General features: G+C 62.9%; 16 protein-coding genes and 1 pseudogene. 12 read left to right on the plus strand and 5 right to left on the minus strand.

The window, feature by feature from the left end:
* Positions 1 to 4: 4 nt before the first annotated feature.
* From rluB to truB, 6 genes are all read left to right on the plus strand, one after another.
* Positions 5 to 1,879: a 23S rRNA pseudouridine(2605) synthase RluB gene (rluB, locus tag B0G81_RS32725; protein WP_134141135.1), complete on the plus strand. Its 1,875-nt coding sequence runs from the start codon at positions 5 to 7 to the stop codon at positions 1,877 to 1,879.
* Positions 1,880 to 2,414: 535 nt separating this feature from the next.
* Positions 2,415 to 2,873 (plus strand): ribosome maturation factor RimP, encoded by a 459-nt coding sequence (rimP, locus tag B0G81_RS32730; RefSeq protein WP_106284567.1) that lies wholly within the window; start codon positions 2,415 to 2,417, stop codon positions 2,871 to 2,873.
* Positions 2,870 to 4,345, plus strand: coding sequence for a transcription termination factor NusA (nusA, locus tag B0G81_RS32735; protein WP_012432652.1), 1,476 nt, complete (start codon positions 2,870 to 2,872; stop codon positions 4,343 to 4,345). The genes rimP and nusA overlap by 4 nt, the downstream gene beginning before the upstream one ends.
* Before the next feature lie 93 nt (positions 4,346 to 4,438).
* Positions 4,439 to 7,399 (plus strand): translation initiation factor IF-2, encoded by a 2,961-nt coding sequence (gene infB / locus B0G81_RS32740; protein ID WP_116116663.1) that lies wholly within the window; start codon positions 4,439 to 4,441, stop codon positions 7,397 to 7,399.
* Between the two features lie 216 nt (positions 7,400 to 7,615).
* Positions 7,616 to 7,981: a 30S ribosome-binding factor RbfA gene (gene rbfA, locus B0G81_RS32745; RefSeq protein ID WP_007182294.1), complete on the plus strand. Its 366-nt coding sequence runs from the start codon at positions 7,616 to 7,618 to the stop codon at positions 7,979 to 7,981.
* Between the two features lie 94 nt (positions 7,982 to 8,075).
* Complete coding sequence (truB, locus tag B0G81_RS32750; RefSeq protein ID WP_134141140.1) at positions 8,076 to 9,011, plus strand: tRNA pseudouridine(55) synthase TruB; 936 nt, start codon at positions 8,076 to 8,078, stop codon at positions 9,009 to 9,011.
* A gap of 120 nt (positions 9,012 to 9,131) precedes the next feature.
* Here truB and B0G81_RS32755 read toward each other — a convergent pair.
* The 4 genes and pseudogenes from B0G81_RS32755 to B0G81_RS32770 all read right to left on the minus strand — a co-directional run.
* A pseudogene (locus B0G81_RS32755) lies at positions 9,132 to 10,706 on the minus strand (DHA2 family efflux MFS transporter permease subunit); the annotation flags it as partial.
* A gap of 19 nt (positions 10,707 to 10,725) precedes the next feature.
* On the minus strand, positions 10,726 to 12,009 hold the full coding sequence (locus B0G81_RS32760; RefSeq protein WP_134141146.1) for an EmrA/EmrK family multidrug efflux transporter periplasmic adaptor subunit: 1,284 nt from the start codon (positions 12,007 to 12,009) through the stop codon (positions 10,726 to 10,728).
* An 81-nt stretch (positions 12,010 to 12,090) separates the two neighbouring features.
* A complete protein-coding gene (locus B0G81_RS32765) occupies positions 12,091 to 13,599 on the minus strand; it encodes an efflux transporter outer membrane subunit (protein WP_134141150.1) in 1,509 nt (502 codons plus the stop codon).
* Positions 13,600 to 13,648: 49 nt separating this feature from the next.
* Positions 13,649 to 14,164, minus strand: coding sequence for a MarR family winged helix-turn-helix transcriptional regulator (locus B0G81_RS32770; protein WP_106284572.1), 516 nt, complete (start codon positions 14,162 to 14,164; stop codon positions 13,649 to 13,651).
* Positions 14,165 to 14,483: 319 nt separating this feature from the next.
* Between B0G81_RS32770 and typA the strand changes: the two genes are divergently transcribed.
* The 6 genes from typA to B0G81_RS32800 all read left to right on the plus strand — a co-directional run bounded on the left by typA (position 14,484) and on the right by B0G81_RS32800 (position 24,344).
* On the plus strand, positions 14,484 to 16,310 hold the full coding sequence (gene typA, locus B0G81_RS32775; protein WP_007182288.1) for a translational GTPase TypA: 1,827 nt from the start codon (positions 14,484 to 14,486) through the stop codon (positions 16,308 to 16,310).
* Between the two features lie 380 nt (positions 16,311 to 16,690).
* Entirely contained in the window at positions 16,691 to 19,552 is a 2,862-nt protein-coding gene (locus B0G81_RS32780) for a 2-oxoglutarate dehydrogenase E1 component (RefSeq protein WP_106284573.1), read from the plus strand.
* A gap of 139 nt (positions 19,553 to 19,691) precedes the next feature.
* Positions 19,692 to 20,978: a 2-oxoglutarate dehydrogenase complex dihydrolipoyllysine-residue succinyltransferase gene (gene odhB, locus B0G81_RS32785; protein ID WP_106284574.1), complete on the plus strand. Its 1,287-nt coding sequence runs from the start codon at positions 19,692 to 19,694 to the stop codon at positions 20,976 to 20,978.
* 138 nt (positions 20,979 to 21,116) lie between these two features.
* Positions 21,117 to 22,547, plus strand: coding sequence for a dihydrolipoyl dehydrogenase (lpdA, locus tag B0G81_RS32790; RefSeq protein ID WP_134141154.1), 1,431 nt, complete (start codon positions 21,117 to 21,119; stop codon positions 22,545 to 22,547).
* An 89-nt stretch (positions 22,548 to 22,636) separates the two neighbouring features.
* Positions 22,637 to 23,734, plus strand: a complete 1,098-nt coding sequence (gene zapE / locus B0G81_RS32795; protein WP_106284576.1) for a cell division protein ZapE — start codon at positions 22,637 to 22,639, stop codon at positions 23,732 to 23,734.
* Positions 23,735 to 23,894: 160 nt separating this feature from the next.
* The gene (locus B0G81_RS32800; RefSeq protein ID WP_134141159.1) at positions 23,895 to 24,344 is read left to right on the plus strand and encodes a transposase; all 450 of its coding nucleotides are present in this window, start codon (positions 23,895 to 23,897) and stop codon (positions 24,342 to 24,344) included.
* A gap of 111 nt (positions 24,345 to 24,455) precedes the next feature.
* Here B0G81_RS32800 and B0G81_RS32805 read toward each other — a convergent pair whose 3' ends face one another.
* Positions 24,456 to 24,941 (minus strand): DUF2147 domain-containing protein, encoded by a 486-nt coding sequence (locus tag B0G81_RS32805; protein ID WP_116142184.1) that lies wholly within the window; start codon positions 24,939 to 24,941, stop codon positions 24,456 to 24,458.
* Positions 24,942 to 25,145: the final 204 nt, after the last annotated feature.

Consider the following 25,145-nt stretch of genomic DNA (forward strand, 5'->3'; position numbering starts at 1 on the left):
TGTTTTGACACATACCCACGACACCGATTCGTCCGAATCCGAGCGCGCCGTGCCGTCGGCGCGCGCTGACGAAACGCGCACCAAGCAAGCGTCGGCAGGCGAGGGCGAACGCCCGGCGCAGACCACGGAAGCAGACGGCGAAGACCGTCCGCGCCGCGGCCTGCGTCGCGGCCCGCGCAGCCTGATCGCCCGGCGTCGCGCCGGCGCGAAGACGAAGGGCGCCGAAGGCGCGCCCGCGCAAGGGGCGCCGGTCGTCACCGAGGCGCCGCCGGACGGCGAAGTCGTCGCGCAAGTGCGTATGCCGCGCAAGGACGCGGGCGCCAAGGGTCAAGGGCCGCGCCGCAATGCGGGCGGCGCGAAGCGCGAGGGCGCACCGCGTGACGGTGCGCCGCGCGAAGGTCAGCGTGAAGGTCAACGCGAGCGTCAGCCGCGTGAAGGCGGCCAGCGTCAGAACAGCCGCCGCGGCGGTGAAGCGCCGGCGGCCGCGGCAGTCGCGGGTCAGGACGATCTGTTCTCGTACGTCACATCGCCCGCGTTCGACGCGGACAACAGCACCACCGGCGGCGTGCGCGCGCCGATGCTGCGCCGTGGCAAGCCGGCCGCGCCCAAGCGCGTGCTCGCCGCTGACGACGACGCGCCGAAGCTGCACAAGGTGCTGGCCGAAGCCGGCATGGGTTCGCGCCGCGACATGGAAGAACTGATCGTCGCCGGCCGCGTGTCGGTGAACGGCGAGCCGGCTCACATCGGCCAGCGCATCATGCCGACCGACCAGGTTCGCATCAACGGCAAGCCGGTCAAGCGCAAGCTGGCCAACAAGCCGCCGCGCGTGCTGCTGTATCACAAGCCGACCGGCGAAATCGTCAGCCACGCGGATCCGGAAGGTCGTGCGTCGGTGTTCGACAATCTGCCGCCGATGAAAACCGCCAAGTGGCTCGCGGTCGGCCGTCTCGACTTCAACACCGAAGGTCTGCTGATGCTGACCACGTCGGGCGATCTGGCGAACCGTTTCATGCACCCGCGTTATAGCGTCGAGCGTGAATATGCGGTGCGCGTGGTCGGCGAACTGGCCGAAGGCATGCGTCAGAAGCTGCTGAACGGCGTCGAGCTGGAAGACGGCCCCGCGAACTTCCTGCGTATCCGCGACGGCGGCGGCGAAGGCACGAATCACTGGTATCACGTCGCGCTCGCCGAAGGGCGCAACCGCGAAGTGCGTCGTATGTTTGAAGCGGCCGGCCTGATGGTCAGCCGCCTGATTCGTACCCGTCACGGCCCGATCTCGCTGCCCAAGGGTCTCAAGCGCGGCCGCTGGGAAGAGCTCGAGGACAACCAGGTGCGCGCGCTGATGGCGTCGGTCGGCCTGAAGGCTCCGGCGGAAGAAAAGGGCGGTCGCCGGGAAGCGCCGGAGCGCAAGCAGCCGGATCCGATGCAGACGTCGATGGGCTTCATCGGCCGCGAACCCGTGCTGATGTCGCATGGCCGTTTCGACCAGCAACAGCCGCGTGGCCAGGGCCAGGGACGGCGAGGTGCGGCGGGCGGTGGCTTCGGTGGTGGTGCGGGCTCAGGTTTCGGCGGTGGCTACGGCAATCGCGGCGGCGCGCGCGGCGCCGGTGGGTTCAGTGGCCCGATGGGCGGCGGCGCGGGCGGCCCGCGTGGCGGCCGTGAAGTCGATGGCAATCGCGCACCGTCCGGCAGTGGCAACCGTGCGGCTGGCGGCGGCAAGCGCGCCGGCGGCAGCGGCGGTCCCAATCCGGGTAGCGGCGGTGGCAATCGCGGGCCGGGCGGGAATCGCGGCGGTGCCGGCAACCGTGCGGGCGGCGGCAACGCCGGCGGCGCCAATCGTAGCGGCGGCGCCCCTCGCGGCCGTTCGCGCGGTCGTTAAGCACCACGCCGGTCATGCGTGGCGGTCAGCCGCGGATCTTTTTCAAGGATCTTTCGCCAGCGACCGGCAGAGTCGATCGACGAAAGGCATTAGCCCGGCGCCGCTCACATTTCATGTGACGCATAAAACCGCGGTGTAAAGAGAAGTGGGGGCGGATTTCATCTGCCCCGCTTGTCCGGTGCGGGTTCAGGGCGGCGTCAGCCGCCTTGCAAAAGCCCCGAAGCGCCGTCATATCGTTGAAAGATTCCCATGAAATCAAGCGGAAAAGCGCGTTGGGCGGCGTTCTGCGGTTTGCGTTTGTCCCGAAAAATGGCTACAATCGCGGAGTCGCTGGGCGTGCGGCTTTTTATGTGCGGCTCAGGTGCGACCACCGGCAATAAGATGATGGGCGTTTAGCCCATTTTTTTTTGCCGCGCAGTTCTCAGTGGTTCGGCATCTCGGGTAGCACGAACGTGCGCCGGCTTGGCGCGCGGCCCGCATTGGTTGTTTGCAAAACAAGCGGCAGGCTCGCTGCGCGAACATCTAAGAGGGCACTGTGCAACTGACGGAACTGATTGAAACCACGGTCGTGGGACTCGGCTACGAGCTCGTCGATCTCGAGCGCACCGGGCGCGGCATGTTGTGTATCTATATCGACCAGCCGGCCGGCATCGCGATCGAAGACTGCGAGAAAGTCACGCGTCAGCTCCAGCACGTTTTGACGGTCGAAAATATCGATTACGAGCGGCTTGAAGTATCGTCGCCGGGGCTCGACCGCCCGCTGAAAAAACTGGCGGATTTTGAACGCTTCGCAGGCAGCGAAGTGGTAATCACATTGAAAAAGCCATTGGACGGACGGAAATCGTACCGGGGCATCCTGCATGCTCCGCAAGACGAGACGATCGGTCTGGAATTTGAAGGGAAGGAAGGCGCCGCGATGCTCGATTTCACGCTCGCGGATATCGATAAGGCACGCCTCGTTCCGAAGTTTGACTTTAGGAGCCGCAAACAATGAGTCGCGAAGTGTTGATGCTGGTGGATGCGCTGGCACGCGAGAAGAACGTCGACAAAGACGTGGTATTTGCCGCGCTCGAGGCGGCCCTCGCTTCGGCCTCCAAGAAACTCTTCGAAGAAGACGCGGATATTCGCGTCCAGATCGATCGTGAAAGCGGCGAACACGAAACGTTTCGACGCTGGAAAGTGGTGCCGGACGAAGCCGGTTTGCAGGAGCCGGATCAGGAAATCCTGCTGTTCGAAGCACGCGAACAGAAGCCCGAGATTCAACTCGACGAGTTCATCGAGGAACCGGTGCCGTCGATCGAGTTCGGCCGTATCGGCGCGCAGGCCGCCAAGCAGGTGATCCTGCAGAAGGTGCGCGACGCTGAACGTGAACAGATTCTGAACGACTTCCTCGAGCGCGGCGAGCACATCATGACCGGCTCGGTGAAGCGTCTCGACAAGGGCAACTTCATTGTCGAAACCGGCCGTGTCGAAGCGCTGCTGCGCCGCGACCAGCTGATTCCGAAGGAAAACCTGCGCGTGGGCGACCGCGTGCGCGCCTACATCGCGAAGGTCGATCGCACCGCGCGCGGTCCGCAGATCGAACTGTCGCGTACGGCGCCCGAGTTCCTGATGAAGCTGTTCGAGATGGAAGTGCCGGAAATCGAACAAGGCCTGCTGGAAATCAAGGCGGCCGCGCGCGATCCGGGCGTGCGCGCCAAGATCGGTGTGGTCGCGTACGACAAGCGTATCGATCCGATCGGCACCTGCGTCGGCATTCGCGGTTCGCGCGTGCAGGCGGTGCGTAACGAGCTCGGTGGCGAAAACGTCGACATCGTGCTATGGTCGGAGGATCCCGCACAGTTTGTGATCGGCGCGCTCGCGCCGGCAGCCGTCCAGTCGATCGTCGTCGATGAAGAAAAACATTCGATGGACGTCGTCGTAGACGAAAACGAACTGGCGGTCGCGATCGGCCGCAGCGGCCAGAACGTGCGTCTTGCCAGCGAACTCACCGGCTGGCAGATCAACATCATGACGCCGGACGAATCTGCGCAAAAGCAGAATCAGGAACGTGGCGTTTTGCGTGACCTGTTCATGGCGCGTCTCGATGTCGACGAAGAAGTCGCTGACATCCTGATCGACGAAGGCTTTACGAGCCTCGAAGAGATTGCCTATGTGCCGCTCAACGAAATGCTCGAAATCGAAGCGTTCGACGAAGACACCGTCCACGAACTGCGTAATCGCTCGCGCGACGCGCTGTTGACGCAGGCAATCGCGAATGAAGAAAAGGTCGAAAATGTAGCGCTCGACCTGAAGAGCCTGGACGGCATGGACGCCGACCTGCTCGCCAAGCTGGCCGAACATCAGATCCAGACGCGCGACGAACTCGCCGAGCTGGCTGTGGATGAACTGGTCGAGATGACCGGAATGGAAGAGGATGCCGCTAAGGCGTTGATCATGAAAGCACGTGAACACTGGTTCCAGTGAGAAATGACCATGGCGCACTAAATTGAAGCGGCCGTCAGGCCGCATGACCCGATGCTAACCGCAAGGAATCGGTCCTTGCACTAAGAGGAATGAATGGCGAGTAACAACGTAGCCCAATTTGCCGCGGAACTGAAAATGCCTGCAGGCGTGCTGCTTGAGCAGCTGCAGGCGGCGGGCGTCACAAAAGCGAGCGAAGACGATAGCTTGTCCGAAACGGACAAGGCGCGTCTGCTCGACCACTTGCGCAAGTCTCACGGCTCGACTGATGCTGACAAGCGCAAGATCACGCTGACGAAACGGCATACGTCGGAAATCAAGCAATCCGATGCGACGGGCAAAGCTCGCACCATTCAGGTCGAGGTGCGCAAGAAGCGCACTTTCGTCCGCCGCGACGAAACCTCCGCTGAAAACGGAGATGCATCGAATCATGTGGCTGAGGCCGACATCGACGATCTGGAACTCCAGCGTCGTGAAGAGGAAGCTCGTCACGAAGCCGAGCTGCTCGAAAAGCAGGCTCAGGAGCTGAAGGCGCGTCAGGAACAACTCGAGCGCGAAGAAGCGGAACGTCAGGCGCGCGAAGCGGCTGCTGAAGCCGAGCGTCGTCGCGCCGAAGAAGAAGCCGCGAAGAAGCGTGCTGCGGCCGAGGCGGCAGCTCGCGAGCAGGCGCAGGCTACCAAGCCGGCACAAGCTGCGCAGCCTGCGGCCGCGAAGGCTGAGCCGGTCGCCGCCAAGGCTGCGGAGCCGGCGGTCGCCAAGCAAAGCGAGCAGGATGACGAGCGCGCCGCAGCAGAGCGCGCCGCGCAACGCGAAGCCGCAAAGAAAGCAGAAGACGCAGCGCGTCAGGCTGCTGAAAAAGCGCGTGCCGAGCAGGAACAGATCGCCAAGCGCCGTGCCGCGGCTGAAGCCGAAGCGCGCGCGATTCGCGAAATGATGAACACGCCGCGCAAGGCGCAGGTCAAGGCGCCGGAACCGGCACCGAAGCCCGCTGAGCCGGCCAAGGCCGCGGAAGCGAAGGGCACGCTTCACAAGCCGGCGCGTCCGGCTGGTGAAGCACCGGCGCGTCCGGCAGCCAAGAAGCCGGCAGCTGCGGCTCCGGCAGCCACGACCACGCCTTCCGCCGGCGACAAGAAGAAGCCGGGCGGCGGCAAGGGCGGTTGGCAGGACGACGCCGCGAAGCGCCGCGGCATCAAGACGCGTGGCGATACGAGCGGCGGTGTCGATCGCGGCTGGCGCGGTGGCCCGAAGGGTCGCGGCAAGCATCAGGATCAGAACACCACGTTCCAGGCGCCGACCGAACCGATCGTGCGTGAAGTGCACGTGCCGGAAACCATCACCGTCGCCGATCTGGCGCACAAGATGGCCGTGAAGGCGTCGGAAGTCATCAAGTCGATGATGAAGCTCGGCCAGATGGTCACGATCAACCAGATGCTGGACCAGGAAACGGCGATGATCATCGTCGAGGAACTGGGTCACCACGCGGTTGCGGCCAAGCTGGACGATCCGGAAGCCATGCTGGTCGAAGGCGAGATTTCCGATGCGGAATCGTTGCCGCGTCCGCCGGTCGTCACGGTCATGGGTCACGTCGACCACGGCAAGACGTCGCTGCTCGACTACATCCGCCGCGCCAAGGTTGCAGCGGGCGAAGCGGGCGGGATTACGCAGCACATCGGCGCTTACCACGTCGAAACGCCGCGCGGCGTCATCACGTTCCTCGACACGCCGGGTCACGAAGCCTTTACGGCCATGCGTGCCCGCGGTGCGAAGGCAACGGACATCGTGATTCTGGTGGTTGCAGCCGACGACGGCGTGATGCCGCAGACGAAGGAAGCAATCGCCCACGCGAAGGCAGGCGGCGTGCCGCTCGTCGTCGCGATCAACAAGATCGACAAGCCGGATGCCAATCTGGAACGCGTGAAGCAGGAACTCGTCGCGGAAGGCGTCGTGCCGGAAGAATACGGCGGCGAATCGCCGTTCGTGCCGGTGTCGGCCAAGACCGGCGCGGGCATCGACGATCTGCTCGAAAACGTGCTGCTGCAAGCCGAAGTGCTGGAATTGAAGGCACCGGTCGAAGCGCCGGCCAAGGGTCTCGTTATCGAAGCCAAGCTCGACAAGGGTAAGGGTCCGGTTGCAACGATCCTGGTCCAGTCGGGTACGCTGAACCGCGGCGACGTGGTGCTGGCAGGTAGCGCCTACGGTCGCGTGCGAGCCATGCTCGACGAAACCGGCAAGCCGACCAAGTCGGCGGGCCCGTCGATCCCGGTCGAAATTCAGGGTCTGTCGGAAGTCCCGCAGGCAGGCGAAGAAGTCATCGTCATGCCGGACGACCGCAAGGCGCGTGAAGTCGCACTGTTCCGTCAAGGCAAGTTCCGCGACGTCAAGCTGGCCAAGCAACAGGCCGCGAAGCTCGAGAACATGCTGGAGCAGATGGGCGAAGGCGAAGTGGCGTACATGCCGCTCATCGTCAAGGCCGACGTGCAAGGTTCGCAGGAAGCGCTGGTGCAGTCGCTGCTCAAGCTTTCCACCGACGAAGTACGCGTGCAGATCGTGCACGGCGCCGTGGGTGGCATCAGCGAGTCCGACGTCAACCTGGCAACGGCCTCGAAGGCGGTCATCATCGGCTTCAACACCCGTGCGGACGCGCAGGCGCGCAAGCTGGCGGAAGCCAACGGCGTCGATATTCGCTACTACAACATCATCTATGACGCAGTGGATGAGGTGAAGGCCGCGATGTCGGGCATGCTGGCACCGGAGAAGCGCGAAATCGTCACGGGTACGGTCGAAGTGCGTCAGGTCTTCAAGGTACCGAAGATCGGCGCGGTGGCCGGCTGTATGGTCACGGACGGTTTCGTCAAGCGCTCGTCGTCGGTGCGCGTGCTGCGCAACAACGTCGTCATCTTCACGGGCGAGCTCGATTCGCTCAAGCGCTTCAAGGACGACGTGAAGGAAGTCCGTCAGGGCTTCGAGTGCGGTATGTCGATCAAGAACTTCAACGACATCGTCGAAGGCGATCAGTTCGAAGTCTTCGAGATCACCGAAGTCGCGCGTACGCTGTAATTCACGCGGCACGGCTCTAGGGGCGGAGCGGGCTTTAACGCCCGCTCCGCCCGTTGTTTTTGGGGCCACACGTTTTGTTCGTGTCCGTCGCGCAGAGCGCCTGCGTGCGAGTTTCTTCAGGTCATCCCGGACCGTTTGAATGCCGCGAGGACAAAGCCCGAAACGCAGCGGCGCGAACCACTTTTTTGCATCCGTCACAACGGGTCACATCACACCATGCCTAAAAAACGTTCTTCACCCAATCGCAACGTGCAGATCGCCGATCAGATCCAGCGCGATCTGTCCGAGCTGCTTCGCGAGGTCAAAGATCCGCGCATCGGCATCGTCACGATTCAAAGCGTCGAATTGACGCCGGACTACGCGCACGCCAAGATCTATTTCACGACGCTCACTGGCGATCCGCAGCAGACGCTCGAGGCGCTCACGCACGCGGCCGGCCATCTGCACAATCAGCTGTTCAAGCGCCTGCATATCCACACCGTGCCGACGCTGCATTTCCATTACGACAAAACGATCGAGCGCGCCGTCGAGATGTCGCGTTTGATCGACGAAGCCAACGCCAATCGCGCGAAAGAAGACTGAACGCGCTGTTTGCCGCGGCGCTCGCTGCCATGCCTGAGCCGCCATGCGCTCAGTGCTGTTTTCCGCACCCTTCGAAGACTTTCGTCTTTCTGACATGACCGCACCTCAACGCCCCCGCGTGCCGCGTCGCGCGCTCGACGGCGTGCTGCTGCTCGACAAGCCGCTCGGCCTGTCGAGCAACGACGCGCTGATTCGCGCGAAGCGTCTCTATCTGGCGAAAAAGGCGGGCCACACCGGCACGCTCGATCCCTTGGCCACAGGCTTGCTGCCGCTCTGTTTCGGCGAAGCCACCAAGTTTTCGCAAGACCTGCTCGAAGCCGACAAGACTTATGAGGCGACCATGCGCCTCGGTATCCGCACGACCACCGGCGACGCCGAAGGCGAAGCGATCGACACGCGTGAAGTCACGTGCGACGAAGCGGCGGTTCAGGCGGTTCTACCGAAGTTCCTCGGCGAAATCACGCAAGTCCCGCCAATGTATTCGGCGCTCAAACGCGACGGCAAGCCGTTATACGAATACGCGCGCGCGGGCCAGACGGTCGAGCGGGAAGGGCGTCAGGTGACGATCCTCGCGCTCGAGATGCTCGCCTGCGCGCTGCCGGACGTAACGTTTCGCGTGACGTGCAGCAAGGGCACGTATGTGCGCACATTGGCCGAGGATATCGGCGAAGCGTTGGGCTGCGGCGCGCATCTGGTGGCGCTGCGGCGCACCGGCGTCGGCGCACTGACGCTCGACAATTCGGTGACGCTCGACGCATTGTCCGACGCAGCCGAAAGCGAACGCGATGCATGGCTGCAACCGGTCGATGCGTTGCTGTCGACATTCCCGCTGGTGCGGTTGAACGAAGACGAGACCCGCCGCTTCCTGCACGGCCAGCGGTTGAAACTGTCCGAACTGACCATCACGGGCGATGCGGTGAATGCGCCGCGCGTCCGGGTGTACGCGGCGCAAGGGCGTCTGCTTGGCGTCGCCAGACAAGGCGAGGGTGTGCTGGCTCCCGAACGGCTGGTCGTCACGACGGCGAGCTGAAAACCATGCAGGTGGCAAGCGCGCGACAAACGCGCTGCAAAGAAAAAGGCGGGACCGCTCAGAAGAAGCGGTCCCGCCTTTTTTATATCGTTCTGCCGGATACGGACTTGCGCCGAAAACTCAGTGCGCCGCCGCGGCCGCCGCGCCCGCGTCGCCGCCAGCACGTTCTGGCTTCGTGATCCAGATCAACGCGATCAGCGCGATAAAGATGCCGGCGGACACGAAGAACAGGTCGTTCACACCGAGTTGCGCGGCCTGCTGCGTCGCCATCGTGTTGAACAGTCCGTATGCCTGCGGTTGACTGAAGCCCGCCGCGCCCATCTGCCGGATCGACTGGTCGAACACCGGGCTGTATGCGTTGGCCTGTTCGGCCAGTTGCGCGTGATGCATGATCGTGCGGTGGTCCCACGCCGTCTGGAAAATCGATGTGCCAATGCCGCCGCACATGATCCGCACGAAATTCGACAGGCCCGACGCCGCCGGAATCCGGTTGCCCGGCAGTCCCGACAGGGTGATCGACACCAGCGGGATGAAGAACCCGGCCATGCCGATCCCTTGAATCAAGGTAGGCACCAGCAGCGAAAACGTATCGACGCCGGTCGTGTAACGCGAACGCATCCAGAAACATAGTGCGAACACGAGGAACGACAGGGTCGCGATATAGCGCGGATCGGTGCGCGGCAAAATCTTGCCGGTGATCGGCGACAGCAGCACGGCGAACAGGCCGACCGGCGCCATCACCAAGCCGGCTTCGGTCGCGGTGTAGCCGATGTCGGTTTGCAGCCACAACGGCAGCAGCACCAGATTGCCGAAGTAAAGTCCGTAGCCGATCGACAGCGCGACGGTGCCGCCGGTGAAATTGCGCCGGCTGAACAGCGACAGGTCCACCACCGGGTGCTCGGCCGTCAATTCCCACACGATAAAGAACGCGAGCGCGATCACCGCCACCAGCGCCAGGACGACGACGGTCGTCGACGAAAACCAGTCCAGATCCTTGCCCTTGTCGAGCATGACCTGCAGAGAGCCAACCCAGACGATCAGGAGGCCTAGACCGACACCGTCGATCGGCGCTTTTCTGATGACCGAATCGCGATTGCGGAAGATCGTCCACGTGGCGACGGCGGCAATCGCGCCGACCGGAATGTTGACGTAGAAAATCCACGGCCACGAAATGTTATCCGAGATCCACCCGCCGAGAATCGGGCCGGCCACCGGCGCGATCAGCGTGGTCATCGCCCACATGGATAACGCCATGGGCGCCTTGGCGCGTGGATAGCTTGCGAGCAGCAGCGTTTGCGACAGCGGAATCATCGGACCGGCCACCGCCCCTTGCAACACGCGCGAGGCGAGCAGAAAGGGCAGGGTCGGCGCAAGGCCGCACATCCACGACGAGATCACGAACAGGATGATCGACGCCATGAACAGCCGCACCTGGCCGACGCGTTCGGTCAGCCAGCCGGTGAGCGGCACCGAGATCGCGTTGGCGACCGCGAACGAGGTGATCACCCACGTGCCCTGATCCGACGACACGCCGAGGTCGCCCGAAATCGAGGGAATCGACACATTGGCGATCGACGTGTCGAGCACGTTCATGAAAACGGCGAGCGACACCGCGATGGTGCCGATCACCAGTTGCGCGCCCTGGAGCGGCGGATGAGGGACTTGCGCCTGAGCCTGAGCCATTAAAGAAGCCTTGTCTGAATCGTCGCGTGCCTTACATCACCTTCGCTGCGACAGGCTTCGCGCCGTCGGCCTGGGGCGACTTTTGCGAGCCGCCGTTCGGACCTGCGTTTTGCGAAATGATGCGGGCGATTTCCTCGTCAGCCTGGTCGCCGTACTTCTCGAACACGTTGGTCTGGTAGACCGTGTTCGGCGCCTGGCCGAGCTGGCCGCCGTTGTCGTCCTTGATGCTGACGTCGGCTTGCATGGACAGGCCGATGCGCAGCGGATGCTGCTCCAGTTCCTTCGGATCGAGCGCGATCCGCACCGGCAGACGCTGCACCACCTTGATCCAGTTGCCGGTCGCGTTCTGCGCGGGCAAAAGCGAGAACGCCGAACCCGTGCCCGCTGAGAAGCCGACCACCTTGCCGTGATACACGACCGACGAACCGTACACGTCGGCCGTCAGTTCGACCGGCTGGCCGATGCGCATGTGCTTGAGTTGCACTTCCTTGAAATTCGCGTCGACCCACACGCCGCCGAGCGGCACGATCGCCATCAACGGGGTGCCCGGTGAGACGCGCTGGCCGACCTGCACCGAGCGCTTCGCCACGTAGCCCGTGACCGGCGCCGGCAGGTTGTTACGCGCGTTGTTCAGGTACGCGTCGCGGACCTTCGCGGCGGCCGCCTGCACGTTCGGGTGATTCGCGATCGTGGTGTTGGCGGTCAGCGCGCGGTTCGAGTTCAACTGCTGCTGGGCGGCATCGACGGCGGCTTGCGCACTCTTCACGGCGTCGCGGGCATGCGAGATTTCTTCCTGCGACACGGCACCGGTTTGCGCGACCGTCATACGGCGCTTCAGGTCGTCCTGGGCGCGCGACAGGTCGGCCTGGCGCTCGGCTACTTGTGCCTGGTATTGATTGTCGTCGGCGAACAGGCCGCGCACCTGGCGCACCGTCTGCGCGAGGTTCGCTTCGGCCTGATCGAGCGCGACGCGGGCGTCGGCCGGATCGAGCACGACGAGCGGGTCGCCCGCCTTCACCGTTTGCGTGTCGTCCGCGTTCACGGCGACGACCGTGCCGGTAACTTGCGGCGTGATCTGCACGACGTTGCCGTTCACGTACGCGTCGTCGGTGTCTTCATGGAAGCGCGCGACGAGGAAGTAGTAAAAGCCGTAGGCGATCGCGGCGATCAGGATCACGATGACGAGCAGCGTCATCATGAGTTTGCGTTTGCCGTTGTTCGCCGAGGGTTGTGCCGGCGGCTGCGGGGCCGACTGGGTCGGCTGGGTCGGCTGAGTCGGCTGAGTCGTAGCCGCGGGCTGTTGGGTGGTGCTCATTAATGTGCTCCGGGTTCTTTCAGACGTCGTCGTTTATTCGGATGTTCGTGCGTGTGTTCGATCTGGCCGTGGTTCGCGCGCTCAGTTCGCCGCGGTGGTCGCGGCGGAGGCCGATGCCGGAGCGTCGGTCGGCACCACGAGGCCGGTCTGCGTTGCGTCGAAGCCGCCGCCGAGCGCCTTGATGAGGCCGATCTGCATGTCGCGGCGGCGCATCTTGAGGCCGGTTACCGTCTGGTCGGCGGCAAGGCGGTTCTGGTCGGCGGTCAGCACCTGCAACTGCGGCGACAAACCGGCCTTGTAGCGGATCACAGCCAGCTCATATGCCTTGGTCGATGCGTCGAGCGCGCGTTGTGCGTCGCCTTGCTGCTGGTCGATCGAACGGATCGAGGACACTTGCGTCGCGACGTCCGAGAGGGCGCTGATCAGCGTCTGGTTGTAGTTCGCCACGTCCAGGTCGAAGTCGGCGAAGCGGCCCTTCAGCTGCGAGCGCAGCGCGCCGGCGTCGAAGATCGGCAGGTGAATGGCCGGGCCGAATTGCATCTGGCGACTGCTGGATTTAAGGAAGCGGCCCCAGCCGAACGCGTCGAAGCCGAAGCCGGCCGCGAGGTTCACGTCGGGGAAGAATTCGGCTTTGGCTTCCTTCACGTCGTGCATCGCGGCTTCGACTTGCCAGCGCGCGGCGACGATATCCGCGCGGCGCGCGACGAGATCAGCAGGCAGGTTGTTCGGCAGCGCCACGACGTTGCCGTTGGTCAGCGCGGGCTGCGCGATCTGCAGGCCGCGATCCGGACCCTTGCCGAGCAGTGCGCCCAGTTGATAGCGCACGACCGTGATCTGACCGTCGAGGTCGGTCAAATTGGACTGGCTGGTCGCAATGTTGCCGTTCGCGGTTTGCCGTTCGACATTGGTGTCGAGGCCGGCCGTCACGCGGCCGTTGGTGATGCGGCCGATATCCTGGCGGTTGGCGATTTCGCGCGCGGCGATGTCGCGGAACGCGTACAACTGCGCGAGCTGGTTATACGTGCTCGCCACCGACGCCGCGAGCGTCACGCGCGCCTGCTGCATATCGGCCTCGGCGGCCTTTTCCTGCGACACGGCCTGACCCAGCCGCTCACGATTCTTGCCCCACAGATCCAGATCCCACGACGCACTGGCCAGCACGTTGTTCTCGCTATACCAGGTGCCGCCGTACGGAGGCGGGTAGAGCGCGTTGGCCGAGAACAGTTCGCGGGTCCACGAATAGCTGCCGTTCACCTTCGGGTACAGCGCCGCGCGCGAGCTCTCGATATACGACGAGGCCTTGGCAAGACGCGCTTGCGCCTGCGCGATCGACGGGCTGCCTTCCAGCGCTTCGGCGATCAGCTTGGGCAGTTGCGGGTCGCCGAACTGGTTGGCCCAATCGAGCGACGGCCACTGGCCGCCCTGACCGGCGAGGCTCTGGGCGGACTCGTACTGAGCGGGCGACGAGATCTGCTTGTCGCTTTTCATACCGAAGTAGTTCGCGCACCCCGTGAGGACGAGCGCCGTCACCACGGCGGCGACGGCGGCCCGGCTCGAAAGCGCGGGCGCGGACAGGGAAAGGGATTTCATCGCTCGACTCTTTGAGTGGAATGTAATGATGGACACTGCAAGCAATTTCTTACGATTTGCTGTCAAAATTGCTTGCTGCATCACGGGTTAGTCCCGTTTGATCGCCGGAGTTGACGAGCACGCGACGCAGCATGCTCTTCAGAAAACCCACTTCTTCCGGGGTGAAGCCGCCTAGCAGACTGTCCAGCACGCCGGTGAAAATAGCCGGCATTTTGGCGGCGATGGCGTGACCTTCCGGCGTCAGCGCGAGGCGCACGACTCGTCGGTCTTCATTGCTGCGAACCCGCGTCAGCAGACCGCGTTTCTCCAAGCGGTCGATCAACCGCGTGACGGCGCTCGCGTCGATGCCGTATTCGCGGGCCAGTTCCGCCGCCAGCAGGCATTTGCCGCTGGCCACCATAAACAGGATGCTGCCCTGCTGGCTGGTGATGCCGAGTTCGGCCATGCTGCGCTGGGTGACCAGGTTCGACAGGGTCGATTTCACTCGCGAGATCAGATAGCCGACGCTTTCGCCTAGCTGGTATTCGCTGATCTCCGGTGGGGGTGTAGCGGACGGCTCCGTCATGATTCTCGTGCGAATGCAATGGTTGACTAGGCAGGATTATAGAGGTCGGTTGGTTGACGCGGCAAGTGTTATTACAGCTTAGGCAAGGAACTTTCTCCGCTCAAGTCATAATCCGCGTGATTTTGCGTAGGATTTCGCCCGCCTGCTTACGTTTCATTTCTGACGGCCGCCGCGCCGCCGACCCCGGCCCTATCAGGGAATACCAGAAAGCTTCATTTGCACGTGCTACAATATTGGGTTCCCAAAAGTGCGCTTTGGGCTTTGTTGGTTTCGTTCACACAATGCTGCTGCTGGCGCACTCAACTGTCTCCAGGTTCCTATGACTCGCGCCCTACGCAACATCGCCATCATTGCTCACGTCGACCACGGCAAGACCACGCTCGTCGACCAGCTCCTCCGCCAGACCGCCACGTTCCGTGACAACCAGCAGATCGCTGAGCGCGTGATGGACTCGAACGACATCGAAAAAGAACGTGGCATCACGATCCTTTCGAAGAACTGCGCGGTCGAGTACGAAGGCACGCACATCAACATCGTCGACACGCCGGGCCACGCCGACTTCGGCGGCGAAGTGGAGCGCGTGCTGTCGATGGTCGACTCGGTGCTGCTGCTGGTCGACGCCGTCGAAGGTCCGATGCCGCAAACGCGCTTCGTGACCAAGAAGGCGCTGGCGCTCGGCCTGAAGCCGATCGTCGTGATCAACAAGGTGGACCGTCCGGGCGCGCGTATCGACTGGGTGATCAACCAGACGTTCGACCTGTTCGACAAACTCGGCGCCACCGACGAACAACTCGACTTCCCGATCGTCTACGCATCGGGCTTGAATGGCTACGCAGGCTTGACCCCGGACGTGCGTGAAGGCGACATGCGCCCGCTGTTCGAAGCCGTGCTGCAACACGTGCCGGTTCGCCCGGCCGATCCGTCGGCTCCGCTGCAACTGCAGATCACGTCGCTGGACTACTCGTCGTATGTCGGCCGTATCGGCGTGGGCCGCATCACGCGCGGCACGATCAAGCCGGGCATGTCGGTCGCCGTGCGTTCGGGTCCTGACGGCGCGATCCTGAATCGCAAGATCAACCAGGTGCTGTCGTTCAAGGGTCTCGAGCGCGTGCAGGTCGACTCGGCTGAAGCCGGCGACATCGTGCTGATCAACGGTATCGAAGAAATCGGCATCGGCGTGACCATCTGCGCACCGGAACAGCCGGAAGCGCTGCCCATGATCACCGTCGACGAACCGACGCTGACCATGAACTTCCTCGTCAATTCGTCGCCGCTGGCCGGCCGCGAAGGCAAGTTCGTCACGAGCCGTCAGATCCGTGACCGCCTGATGAAGGAACTGAACCACAACGTCGCGCTGCGCGTGAAGGAAACCGGCGACGAAACCACGTTCGAAGTGGCAGGCCGCGGTGAACTGCACTTGACCATTCTGGTGGAAAACATGCGCCGCGAAGGCTACGAGCTGGCCGTGTCGCGTCCGCGCGTGGTGATGACGGAAGTCGACGGCGTGAAGCACGAGCCGTACGAAAACCTGACGGTCGACATGGAAGACGGCCACCAGGGCGGCGTGATGGAAGAACTGGGCCGCCGCAAGGGCGAAATGCTCGACATGGCGTCGGACGGTCGTGGCCGTACGCGTCTCGAGTACCGTATTTCGGCGCGTGGCCTGATCGGCTTCCAGTCGGAATTCCTCACGCTCACGCGCGGCACGGGCCTGATGAGCCACACGTTCGACTCGTATCAGCCGGTCAAGGAAGGCGCGGTCGGCGAGCGTCGCAACGGCGTGCTGATTTCGCAGGACGACGGCGCGGCAGTTGCGTACGCACTGTGGAAGCTGCAGGATCGCGGCCGTATGTTCGTGTCGCCGGGCGAGCCGCTGTACGAAGGCATGATCATCGGCATTCACAGCCGTGACAACGACCTGGTCGTGAACCCGATCAAGGGCAAGCAGCTGACCAACGTGCGTTCGTCGGGTACGGACGAAGCGGTGCGCCTCGTACCGCCGATCCAGATGTCGCTGGAATACGCAGTCGAGTTCATCGACGACGACGAACTGGTCGAAGTTACGCCGCAGTCCATCCGTCTGCGCAAGCGCTACCTCAAGGAACACGAGCGTCGCAGCGCGAGCCGCAAGGGCGCGGTGGACTAAGCAGGCGGACATCGGCTTTGGCCGGTGCAGCGCACGCTAGCAGTCAGGCAAAAGCCACCTTCGGGTGGCTTTTGTCGTTTCCGGCCTTCCAGTCGTCGCCGATATGCCGCGCCTGGCGCCGCTTTGACCGTTTGTCCCCGATTTCCGCAGAAGACTGTTGCGACTCCCGAAAGTGGCCCGAAAGCCCGTCGCGACGGGCTTCAGCGGCAATCCGTCTGCTATCTGCACTATCCGTTCTGTGATATGCTCCCCGGGTGCAAAGTTTTAGGTCCTTCCAAGCAAGACTTGATTCGCGCAATCCGCTAAACGGTCAGGCCGTGTCGCGGAAGGTTCTGTAACCCGCTATTTCTCGAGAAACTCGAAGAAAGGTGAGCGTAAAAATGATGAAGCAATTCCAGTCGAACTCTTATCTGTTCGGCGGCAATGCTCCGTACGTAGAAGAAATGTACGAAGCGTATCTCGATAATCCGGCGTCAGTGCCCGAGAACTGGCGCAGCTATTTCGACGCGTTGCAGAACGTCCCTGCATCGGATGGCAGCAATGCCAACGACGTGGCCCACGGCCCGATCGTCGAATCGTTTGCACAACGGGCCAAGGCTAATGCCTTCATCCCGCGCACGGCAGCCGGCGGCGAAGATCTCGCTACCGCTCGCAAGCAGGTCTATGTGCAGTCCCTCATCGGCGCATATCGCTTCCTCGGCTCGCAATGGGCCAATCTCGATCCCCTGAAGCGCCGCGAACGTCCCGCTATTCCCGAACTCGAACCCGCGTTCTACGACTTCACCGAAGCCGACATGGACCAGGAGTTCAGCGCCACGAATCTGTATTTCGGATTCGAGCGCGCGTCGCTGCGTGAGATCGTCAAGGCACTGCGCGACACGTACTGCGGCACGATCGGCGCCGAGTACATGTACATCAGCGATCCGGAACAGAAGCGCTGGTGGAAAGAGCGGCTCGAGTCGATCCGCTCCACGCCGAACTTTTCGAACGAAAAGAAAAAGCACATCCTGAATCGCCTGACGGCCGCTGAAGGCCTCGAGCGCTTCCTGCACACCAAGTACGTCGGCCAGAAACGCTTCTCGCTCGAAGGCGGCGAAAGCTTCATCGCGTCGATGGACGAAGTGGTGCGTCATGGCGGCGCCAACGGCGTTCAGGAAATCGTCATCGGCATGGCTCACCGTGGCCGTCTGAACGTGCTGGTCAATACGCTCGGCAAGATGCCGGCTGACCTGTTCGCCGAATTCGAAGGCAAGCACCACGACGACCTGCCGGCCGGCGACGTGAAGTACCACAAGGGTTTCTCGTCGGACGTCTCGACCGAAGGCGGCCCGGTTCACCTGTCGCTCGCGTTCAACCCGTCGCACCTCGAAATCGTCAACCCGGTGGTCGAAGGTTCGGCCAAGGCCCGTATGGACCGTCGCGGCGACGACAGCGGCCTGCAAGTGCTGCCGGTGCAGATCCACGGCGACGCGGCTTTCGCGGGCCAGGGCGTCGTGATGGAAACGCTGAACCTCGCGCAAACGCGCGGTTACGGCACGCACGGCACGCTGCATATCGTCATCAACAACCAGATCGGCTTCACGACGTCGGACCCGCGCGACTCGCGCTCCACGTTGTATTGCTCGGACGTCGTCAAGATGATCGAAGCGCCGGTGCTGCACGTGAACGGCGACGATCCCGAAGCGGTCGTGCTGGCTACGCAACTGGCTATCGACTTCCGGATGCAGTTCCACAAGGACGTCGTTGTCGACATCGTCTGTTTCCGCAAGCTGGGCCACAACGAGCAGGACACGCCGGCAGTCACGCAGCCGCTGATGTACAAGACGATCGCCAAGCACCCGGGCACGCGCGCACTCTATGCTGAAAAGCTGGTGCAGCAAGGCGTGATCACCGCGGAAGAAGGCGAGGAGTTCGTCAAGGCCTACCGCAAGGCCATGGACGAAGGCCACCACACGGTCGATCCGGTGCTCTCGAACTACAAGAGCAAGTACGCGGTGGACTGGGTGCCGTTCCTGAACCGCAAGTGGACCGACGCTGCGGACACCGCAGTGCCGCTCGCTGAACTGAAGCGTCTGGCCGAGCGCGTCACCACGGTGCCGGAAAACTTCAAGGTTCACCCGCTGGTCGAGCGCGTTCTCAACGACCGCCGCGCGATGGGCCGTGGTGAAGCGAAGCTCGACTGGGGCATGGGCGAACACCTGGCTTTCGCGTCGCTGGTTGCGTCGGGTTATGCAGTGCGCCTGACCGGTCAGGATTCGGGCCGCGGCACGTTCACGCACCGTCACGCGGTGCTGCACGATCAGAACCGCGAACGCTGGAACGACGGCACGTATGTGCCGCTGCAGAACATCGCCGAAGGTCAGGCGAAGTTCACGGTGATCGACTCGGTGCTGTCGGAAGAAGCGGTGCTGGGCTTTGAATACGGTTACTCGACCGCTGAACCGAATACGTTCGTCGCGTGGGAAGCGCAGTTCGGCGACTTCGTGAACGGCGCGCAAGTTGTGATCGACCAGTTCATCTCGTCGGGCGAAGTGAAGTGGGGCCGTGTTTCGGGTCTCACCATGCTGCTGCCCCACGGCTATGAAGGTCAAGGTCCGGAGCACTCGTCGGCACGTATCGAACGTTTCCTGCAATTGTGCGCAGACCACAACATGCAGGTCGTTCAGCCGACCACGCCGGCGCAGATTTTCCACCTGTTGCGCCGTCAGATGATCCGCCTGTTCAGGAAGCCGCTGATCGTCGCCACGCCGAAGTCGCTGCTGCGCCACAAGGAAGCCGTGTCCGATCTGTCGGAACTGGCAAAGGGCGCGTTCCAGCCGATCCTCGGCGAAGTCGACGAAGCCATCGACGCGAAGAAGGTCAAGCGCGTGATCGCCTGCTCGGGCCGCGTGTATTACGACCTGCTGGCGCATCGCCGCGAATCGAAGTCGAACGACGTCGCGATCATCCGTATCGAACAGCTCTATCCGTTCGCGCACAAGCAGTTCGAAGCGGAAATGAAGAAGTACGACAACGCGACCGAAGTGGTCTGGGTGCAGGACGAGCCGCAGAATCAGGGCCCGTGGTTCTACATCGAGCACCACCTGAAGGACGGCATGAAGGAAGGGCAGAAGCTGGCATATAGCGGACGTCCGGCTTCGGCCTCGCCGGCAGTCGGCTACTACGCGAAGCACTACGAGCAGCAGAAGGCGCTGGTCGAAGGCGCTTTCGGCCGCCTCAAGAGCGCGTCGATCGCTAAATAATCACAAGAGCTGAACCGGGAAAGCGCAGGGCGCTTTCCCGTGCCGCATCTGAAAGATCAGCGCGGCAGTCAAGGTTCGCAGGCGGTGACGGGTCCATGGATCGCGCGCCGTCACCCGATACGTATTCAGGATATTCATAATGGCTATTGTTGAAGTCAAGGTTCCCCAGCTTTCCGAGTCGGTCTCGGAAGCCACGATGCTCCAGTGGAAGAAGAAGCCGGGCGAAGCGGTTGCTCAAGACGAAATTCTCATCGAAATCGAGACCGACAAGGTCGTGCTCGAAGTGCCGGCACCCTCGGCCGGCGTGCTCGCGCAAGTCATCGCGAACGACGGCGACACCGTCACGGCGGATCAGGTCATCGCCAAGATCGACACCGAAGGCAAGGCAGGCGCCGCCGCTGTCGAAGCTGAAGTGAAGCCCGCTCCGGAAGCCGCACCGGCACCTGCCGCTGCACCGGCTCCGGCGGCTCAAGCTGCATCCGCAACGGGTGCGAACACCGCTGCTTCGCCGGCTGCCGGCAAGCTGATGGCCGAAAAGGGCCTGGGCGCGGGTGATGTGTCCGGCACGGGCCGCGACGGCCGCATCACCAAGGGTGACGTGCTGACCGCGGGAGCCCCGGCTGCCAAGGCCGCACCGGCACCGGCTCCGGCCGCCGCACCGAAGGCCGCGAAGCCGTCGCTGCCGGACGTCAAGGCACCGGCTTCGGCTGACCAATGGCTGAAGGACCGTCCGGAACAACGCGTGCCGATGTCGCGTCTGCGCGCGCGTATCGCCGAGCGTCTGCTCGAGTCGCAGCAAACCAACGCCATCCTGACCACGTTCAACGAAGTGAACATGGCGCCGGTGATGGACCTGCGCAACAAGTACAAAGACCGCTTCGAAAAGGAACACGGCGTGAAGCTCGGCTTCATGTCGTTCTTCGTGAAAGCCGCGGTTCACGCGCTGAAGAAATTCCCGCTGGTGAACGCGTCGATCGACGGTAACGACATCGTCTATCACGGCTACTTCGACATCGGTATCGCAGTCGGTTCGCCTCGCGGTCTGGTGGTGCCGATCCTGCGCAATGCGGACCAGTTGAGCCTCGCCGAAATCGAGAAGAAGATTGCTGAATTCGGCCAGAAGGCCAAAGACGGCAAGCTGTCGATCGAAGAAATGACCGGCGGTACGTTCTCCATCTCGAACGGCGGTGTGTTCGGTTCGATGCTGTCGACCCCGATCATCAACCCGCCGCAATCCGCGATTCTGGGCGTGCACGCCACCAAGGAACGCGCTGTGGTCGAGAACGGCCAGATCGTGATCCGCCCGATGAACTACCTGGCGCTGTCGTACGACCACCGCATCATCGACGGTCGCGAAGCGGTGCTGTCGCTGGTCGCCATGAAGGATGCGCTGGAAGACCCGGCGCGCCTGCTGCTCGACCTGTAAGCGCGGCTCGGCTGGCGTCGGCTTGCCTTAGCGCAAACCGACGCCATATAAGCATCACGTCTTTCGCATTCCGCAGTACAGGAACGCCGTGCGCCACGAAGCGTGGCCGCGCGCCGTTCCGCCATCAAAAGGATTGTCATGTCCAAAGAATTTGACGTCGTCGTGATCGGCGCAGGCCCTGGCGGTTACATCGCCGCCATCCGCGCAGCGCAGCTCGGCAAGACCGTCGCATGTATCGAAAAATGGAAGAACCCGGCCGGCACGCTGAAGCTCGGCGGCACGTGCCTGAACGTGGGTTGCATTCCGTCGAAGGCGCTGCTCGCGTCGTCGGAAGAATTTGAAAACGCGTCGCATCACCTCTCTGACCACGGTATCTCCGTGGAGAACGTGCAGGTCGATATCTCGAAGATGATGGCCCGTAAAGAAGGCATCGTCGAGAAAATGACGAAGGGTATCGAATTCCTGTTCCGCAAGAACAAGATCACGTGGCTCAAGGGTCACGGCAAGTTCACCGGCAAGACGGACGCCGGCGTGCAGATCGAAGTGAGCGGCGAAGGCGAAACTGAAGTGGTCACGGCTAAGAACGTGATCATCGCCACGGGTTCGAAGGCACGCCATCTGCCGAACATTCCGGTCGACAACAAGATCGTCGCCGACAACGAAGGCGCGCTGAGCTTCGACTCCACGCCGAAGAAACTCGCCGTGATTGGCGCGGGCGTGATCGGTCTGGAACTGGGCTCGGTGTGGCGCCGTTTGGGCGCGGACGTGACCGTGCTCGAAGCGCTGCCGGAATTCCTCGGCGCGGCTGACCAGGCGCTCGCGAAAGAAGCGGCGAAGCAGTTCAAGAAGCAGGGTCTGGACATCCATGTCGGCGTGAAGGTCGGAGAAGTGACCACGACCGATAACAGCGTGACGATCAACTACACGGACAAGGACGGCAACGCGCAGAAGCTCGAAGCCGACCGCCTGATCGTGTCGATCGGCCGCGTGCCGAACACGGACAACCTCGGTCTCGAAGCGATCGGCCTGAAGGCCAACGAGCGCGGCTTCATCAACGTGGACGACCACTGCGCGACCTCGGTGCCCAACGTGTACGCGATCGGCGACGTGGTGCGCGGCCCGATGCTCGCCCACAAGGCGGAAGACGAAGGCGTGCTGGTCGCTGAAATCATCGACGGTCAGAAGCCGCATATCGACTACAACTGCATTCCGTGGGTGATCTACACCGAACCGGAAATCGCGTGGGTCGGCAAGACGGAACAGCAGCTCAAGGCCGAAGGCCGCGAGATCAAGACGGGCCAGTTCCCGATGATGGCGAACGGCCGCGCACTCGGCATCAACAAGGCGGAAGGCTTCGTCAAGATGATCGCCGACGCGAAGACCGACGAAATTCTCGGCGTGCACATCATCGCCGCGGATGCATCGGACCTGATCGCGGAAGCCGTGGTGGCGATGGAATTCAAGGCGGCGTCGGAAGACATCGGCCGTATTTGCCATCCGCACCCGTCGCTGTCGGAAGTCATGCGCGAAGCAGCACTCGCCGTGGACAAGCGCGCGCTGAACATGTAATTCCGCGCACGCCTGACTGACAGTACTCCGGCATTACCACGAAGGCGGGCGGGTTCACTCCCTCCCGCCTTTCTATTTGCAGCAACACGATGAACGTCACCGAATACTACGAAAAAGAACTGCAGACGCGCGGCTACCAATCGGATCCGGCGCAGCGCGCGGCGGTCGACCGTCTGCAGCGGTGCTATGAAGAGTGGGTCGAATACAAGTCGCGCCGCTCGAACGCGTTCAAGAAGCTGATCATCCACCCGGACCTGCCGCGCGGCGTGTACATGTGGGGCGGCGTAGGGCGCGGCAAGAGCTTTCTGATGGACAGCTTCTACATGATCGTGCCGGTGCAGCGCAAAACGCGTCTGCATTTCCACGAATTCATGCGCGAGGTGCATCGCGAACTGGAAGATCTGAAAGGCCAGGCCGATCCGCTCGACGAACTCGCGCGCCGCATTGCCAAACGCTACCGGCTGATCTGTTTCGACGAATTCCACGTGTCGGATATTGCCGACGCGATGATCCTGTACCGCCTGCTCGACAAGCTGTTCGAAAACGGCGTGCAGTTCGTGATGACCTCGAACTACGATCCGGACACGCTGTATCCGGACGGCCTGCATCGCGACCGCATGTTGCCGGCGATCGAACTCATCAAGCAGAAGCTCGACGTGATCAACGTCGATGCGGGCATCGACTACCGGCAACGCACGCTGGCGCAGGTCGAGGTGTATCACACGCCGCTCGGCGCCGCCGCCGACAAAGCCTTGCGCGACGCGTTCGCGCGTCTTGCCGCGGTGCCCGACGAAAGCCCGATCCTGCACATCGAAAAGCGCGAGTTGAAGGCGCTGCGCCGCGCTGACGGCGTGGTGTGGTTCGACTTCGCGACCTTGTGCGGCGGACCGCGCTCGCAGAACGACTATCTGGAACTGGCGAGCCGCTTTCACGCGGTGGTCCTCTCCGGCGTGCCGCAGATGTCCGCGCGCATGGCCTCGGAAGCACGCCGCTTCACGTGGCTGATCGACGTGTTCTACGATCACAAGGTGAAGCTGCTGATGTCCGCTGCGGTGCCGCCCGATCAACTGTATACGGATGGTCCGATGGCTAACGAGTTCGCGCGCACGGTGTCGCGCATCGTCGAAATGCAATCGAAGGAATATCTCGACACGCCACGGCGGATCGTCGATACGTCGCTGACCTGAGGCGCCGCATGCCGTGGCCGGCGGCGCTTTTGCGATAGATCACGCGCCGTTCACCGACAGCGCGGCGTCGTCCGGCGTAATTTCAAGATTCGGATTGGTCTTATATTCCGTGCGCGGACGACTGGATATCTTTTGTCAAGGTTTTGACAAAGGAGAAACCATGAATCCTTACCGTGATATCAACGACGAAGAATGGCAACGTGTCGCACCGTTGCTTCCCGAATTACGTCCGCGCTCCGAACTGCGTGGCCGGCCGCTCGCCAATACGCGCTCGGTGCTCAATGGCGTCCTGTGGGTCATGTACAGCGGCGCCACCTGGTCCGCCATGCCGCGCAAGTACCCGTCCTACCAGACCTGCCATCGCCGCTTCAAGGCGTGGTACGAATCCGGTGTGCTCGACCGCGTCATGGAGCAACTGTTCGGCGCGGCGAGCGAAGAGCTTTGCGGCCTGATGGAAGCGCGCATGCGTACGCACGTGAACGAGAAGCCGAAGAGCGGTGAAGCCGAAAAGGCTCCGGTTGTCGCACCAGCGGTGTACAGCCCGCCCACCAGCCAGCCACTGCCGTCCTCGCCGTTCCCGTTCCATTCGCCCTTCAAACACGCTGCATGACCCACACAGCGCAGCGTCTTCCAATAAAAGAAACGGCCGAACGATTGCGATCGTCGGCCGTTTTTTATCGTCCCATGCGGGCTCTGTAACGAGCCCCGAGCTACCCGTGCATCATTGCTGACGAATCCACGTCTGCGAGCGGCCCAGCAGCGACACGCCGATATACCCTCGCACGACCAGTTTGTTCCCACCGTCTTCCAGGTGCATCTTGCACTTGTAGAGCTTGCCATTTTCCGGGTCGAGAATCTGCCCGTGATCCCAGGCGTCGCCGTCCTTCTTCAGATCGCTAAGGATCGTCATGCCGAGAATCGGCTGATCCTTGCGCGCATCGGTACAGGCCGTGCAGCGGCGATCCGGCTGGTCGTTTGCGCCGAGACCCTTGATGACCTTGCCGCTGAGCGCGCCGCTGCCGTCCTGCGAGATCTGCACGAGCGCTTTGGGCTGGCCCGTATGATCGTCGATGGTTTGCCAGGTGCCGACCGGACTGTCGGCCTGCGCCATGGCCGTCACGGCACTGGCGAGCAGGACGCCGGCGAGCGCCGCATGTCGGGCTGTGCGAAGCGCGACTGCGCGCGCGCGGTGGGTGAATTGCATCATTGTCTTCCTCCTTGATTAAAGACGGCGCGATCATGGTCGCGCGGCGTTATTGGCATCTCGGGCGGTCCTCAGATCACGGCCGCCGTGATGCCTTGCATGGCCCCTCAGGTTCGACTTCTGCTGCCCTCGTGTGCCGCCCGCGGCTTGTGGATTGCTGCTTGCCCGCCGCCGGCGACACATCGTCAGCGCAGAATACGTGAAAGT

The sequence above is a fragment of the Paraburkholderia sp. BL6665CI2N2 genome, assembly GCF_004366535.1.
GTDB lineage: Bacteria > Pseudomonadota > Gammaproteobacteria > Burkholderiales > Burkholderiaceae > Paraburkholderia.

What these genes read in the sequence shown, in the direction of transcription:
- nusA (WP_012432652.1), top strand. Translation starts at nt 2,870, where the DNA reads ATGAGTCGCGAAGTGTTGATGCTGGTGGATGCGCTGGCACGCGAGAAG.
- infB (WP_116116663.1), top strand. Translation starts at nt 4,439, where the DNA reads ATGGCGAGTAACAACGTAGCCCAATTTGCCGCGGAACTGAAAATGCCT.
- rbfA (WP_007182294.1), top strand. Translation starts at nt 7,616, where the DNA reads ATGCCTAAAAAACGTTCTTCACCCAATCGCAACGTGCAGATCGCCGAT.
- truB (WP_134141140.1), top strand. Translation starts at nt 8,076, where the DNA reads ATGACCGCACCTCAACGCCCCCGCGTGCCGCGTCGCGCGCTCGACGGC.
- B0G81_RS32760 (WP_134141146.1), bottom strand. Translation starts at nt 12,009, where the DNA reads ATGAGCACCACCCAACAGCCCGCGGCTACGACTCAGCCGACTCAGCCG.
- B0G81_RS32765 (WP_134141150.1), bottom strand. Translation starts at nt 13,599, where the DNA reads ATGAAATCCCTTTCCCTGTCCGCGCCCGCGCTTTCGAGCCGGGCCGCC.
- B0G81_RS32770 (WP_106284572.1), bottom strand. Translation starts at nt 14,164, where the DNA reads ATGACGGAGCCGTCCGCTACACCCCCACCGGAGATCAGCGAATACCAG.
- typA (WP_007182288.1), top strand. Translation starts at nt 14,484, where the DNA reads ATGACTCGCGCCCTACGCAACATCGCCATCATTGCTCACGTCGACCAC.
- B0G81_RS32780 (WP_106284573.1), top strand. Translation starts at nt 16,691, where the DNA reads ATGATGAAGCAATTCCAGTCGAACTCTTATCTGTTCGGCGGCAATGCT.
- odhB (WP_106284574.1), top strand. Translation starts at nt 19,692, where the DNA reads ATGGCTATTGTTGAAGTCAAGGTTCCCCAGCTTTCCGAGTCGGTCTCG.
- lpdA (WP_134141154.1), top strand. Translation starts at nt 21,117, where the DNA reads ATGTCCAAAGAATTTGACGTCGTCGTGATCGGCGCAGGCCCTGGCGGT.
- zapE (WP_106284576.1), top strand. Translation starts at nt 22,637, where the DNA reads ATGAACGTCACCGAATACTACGAAAAAGAACTGCAGACGCGCGGCTAC.
- B0G81_RS32800 (WP_134141159.1), top strand. Translation starts at nt 23,895, where the DNA reads ATGAATCCTTACCGTGATATCAACGACGAAGAATGGCAACGTGTCGCA.
- B0G81_RS32805 (WP_116142184.1), bottom strand. Translation starts at nt 24,941, where the DNA reads ATGATGCAATTCACCCACCGCGCGCGCGCAGTCGCGCTTCGCACAGCC.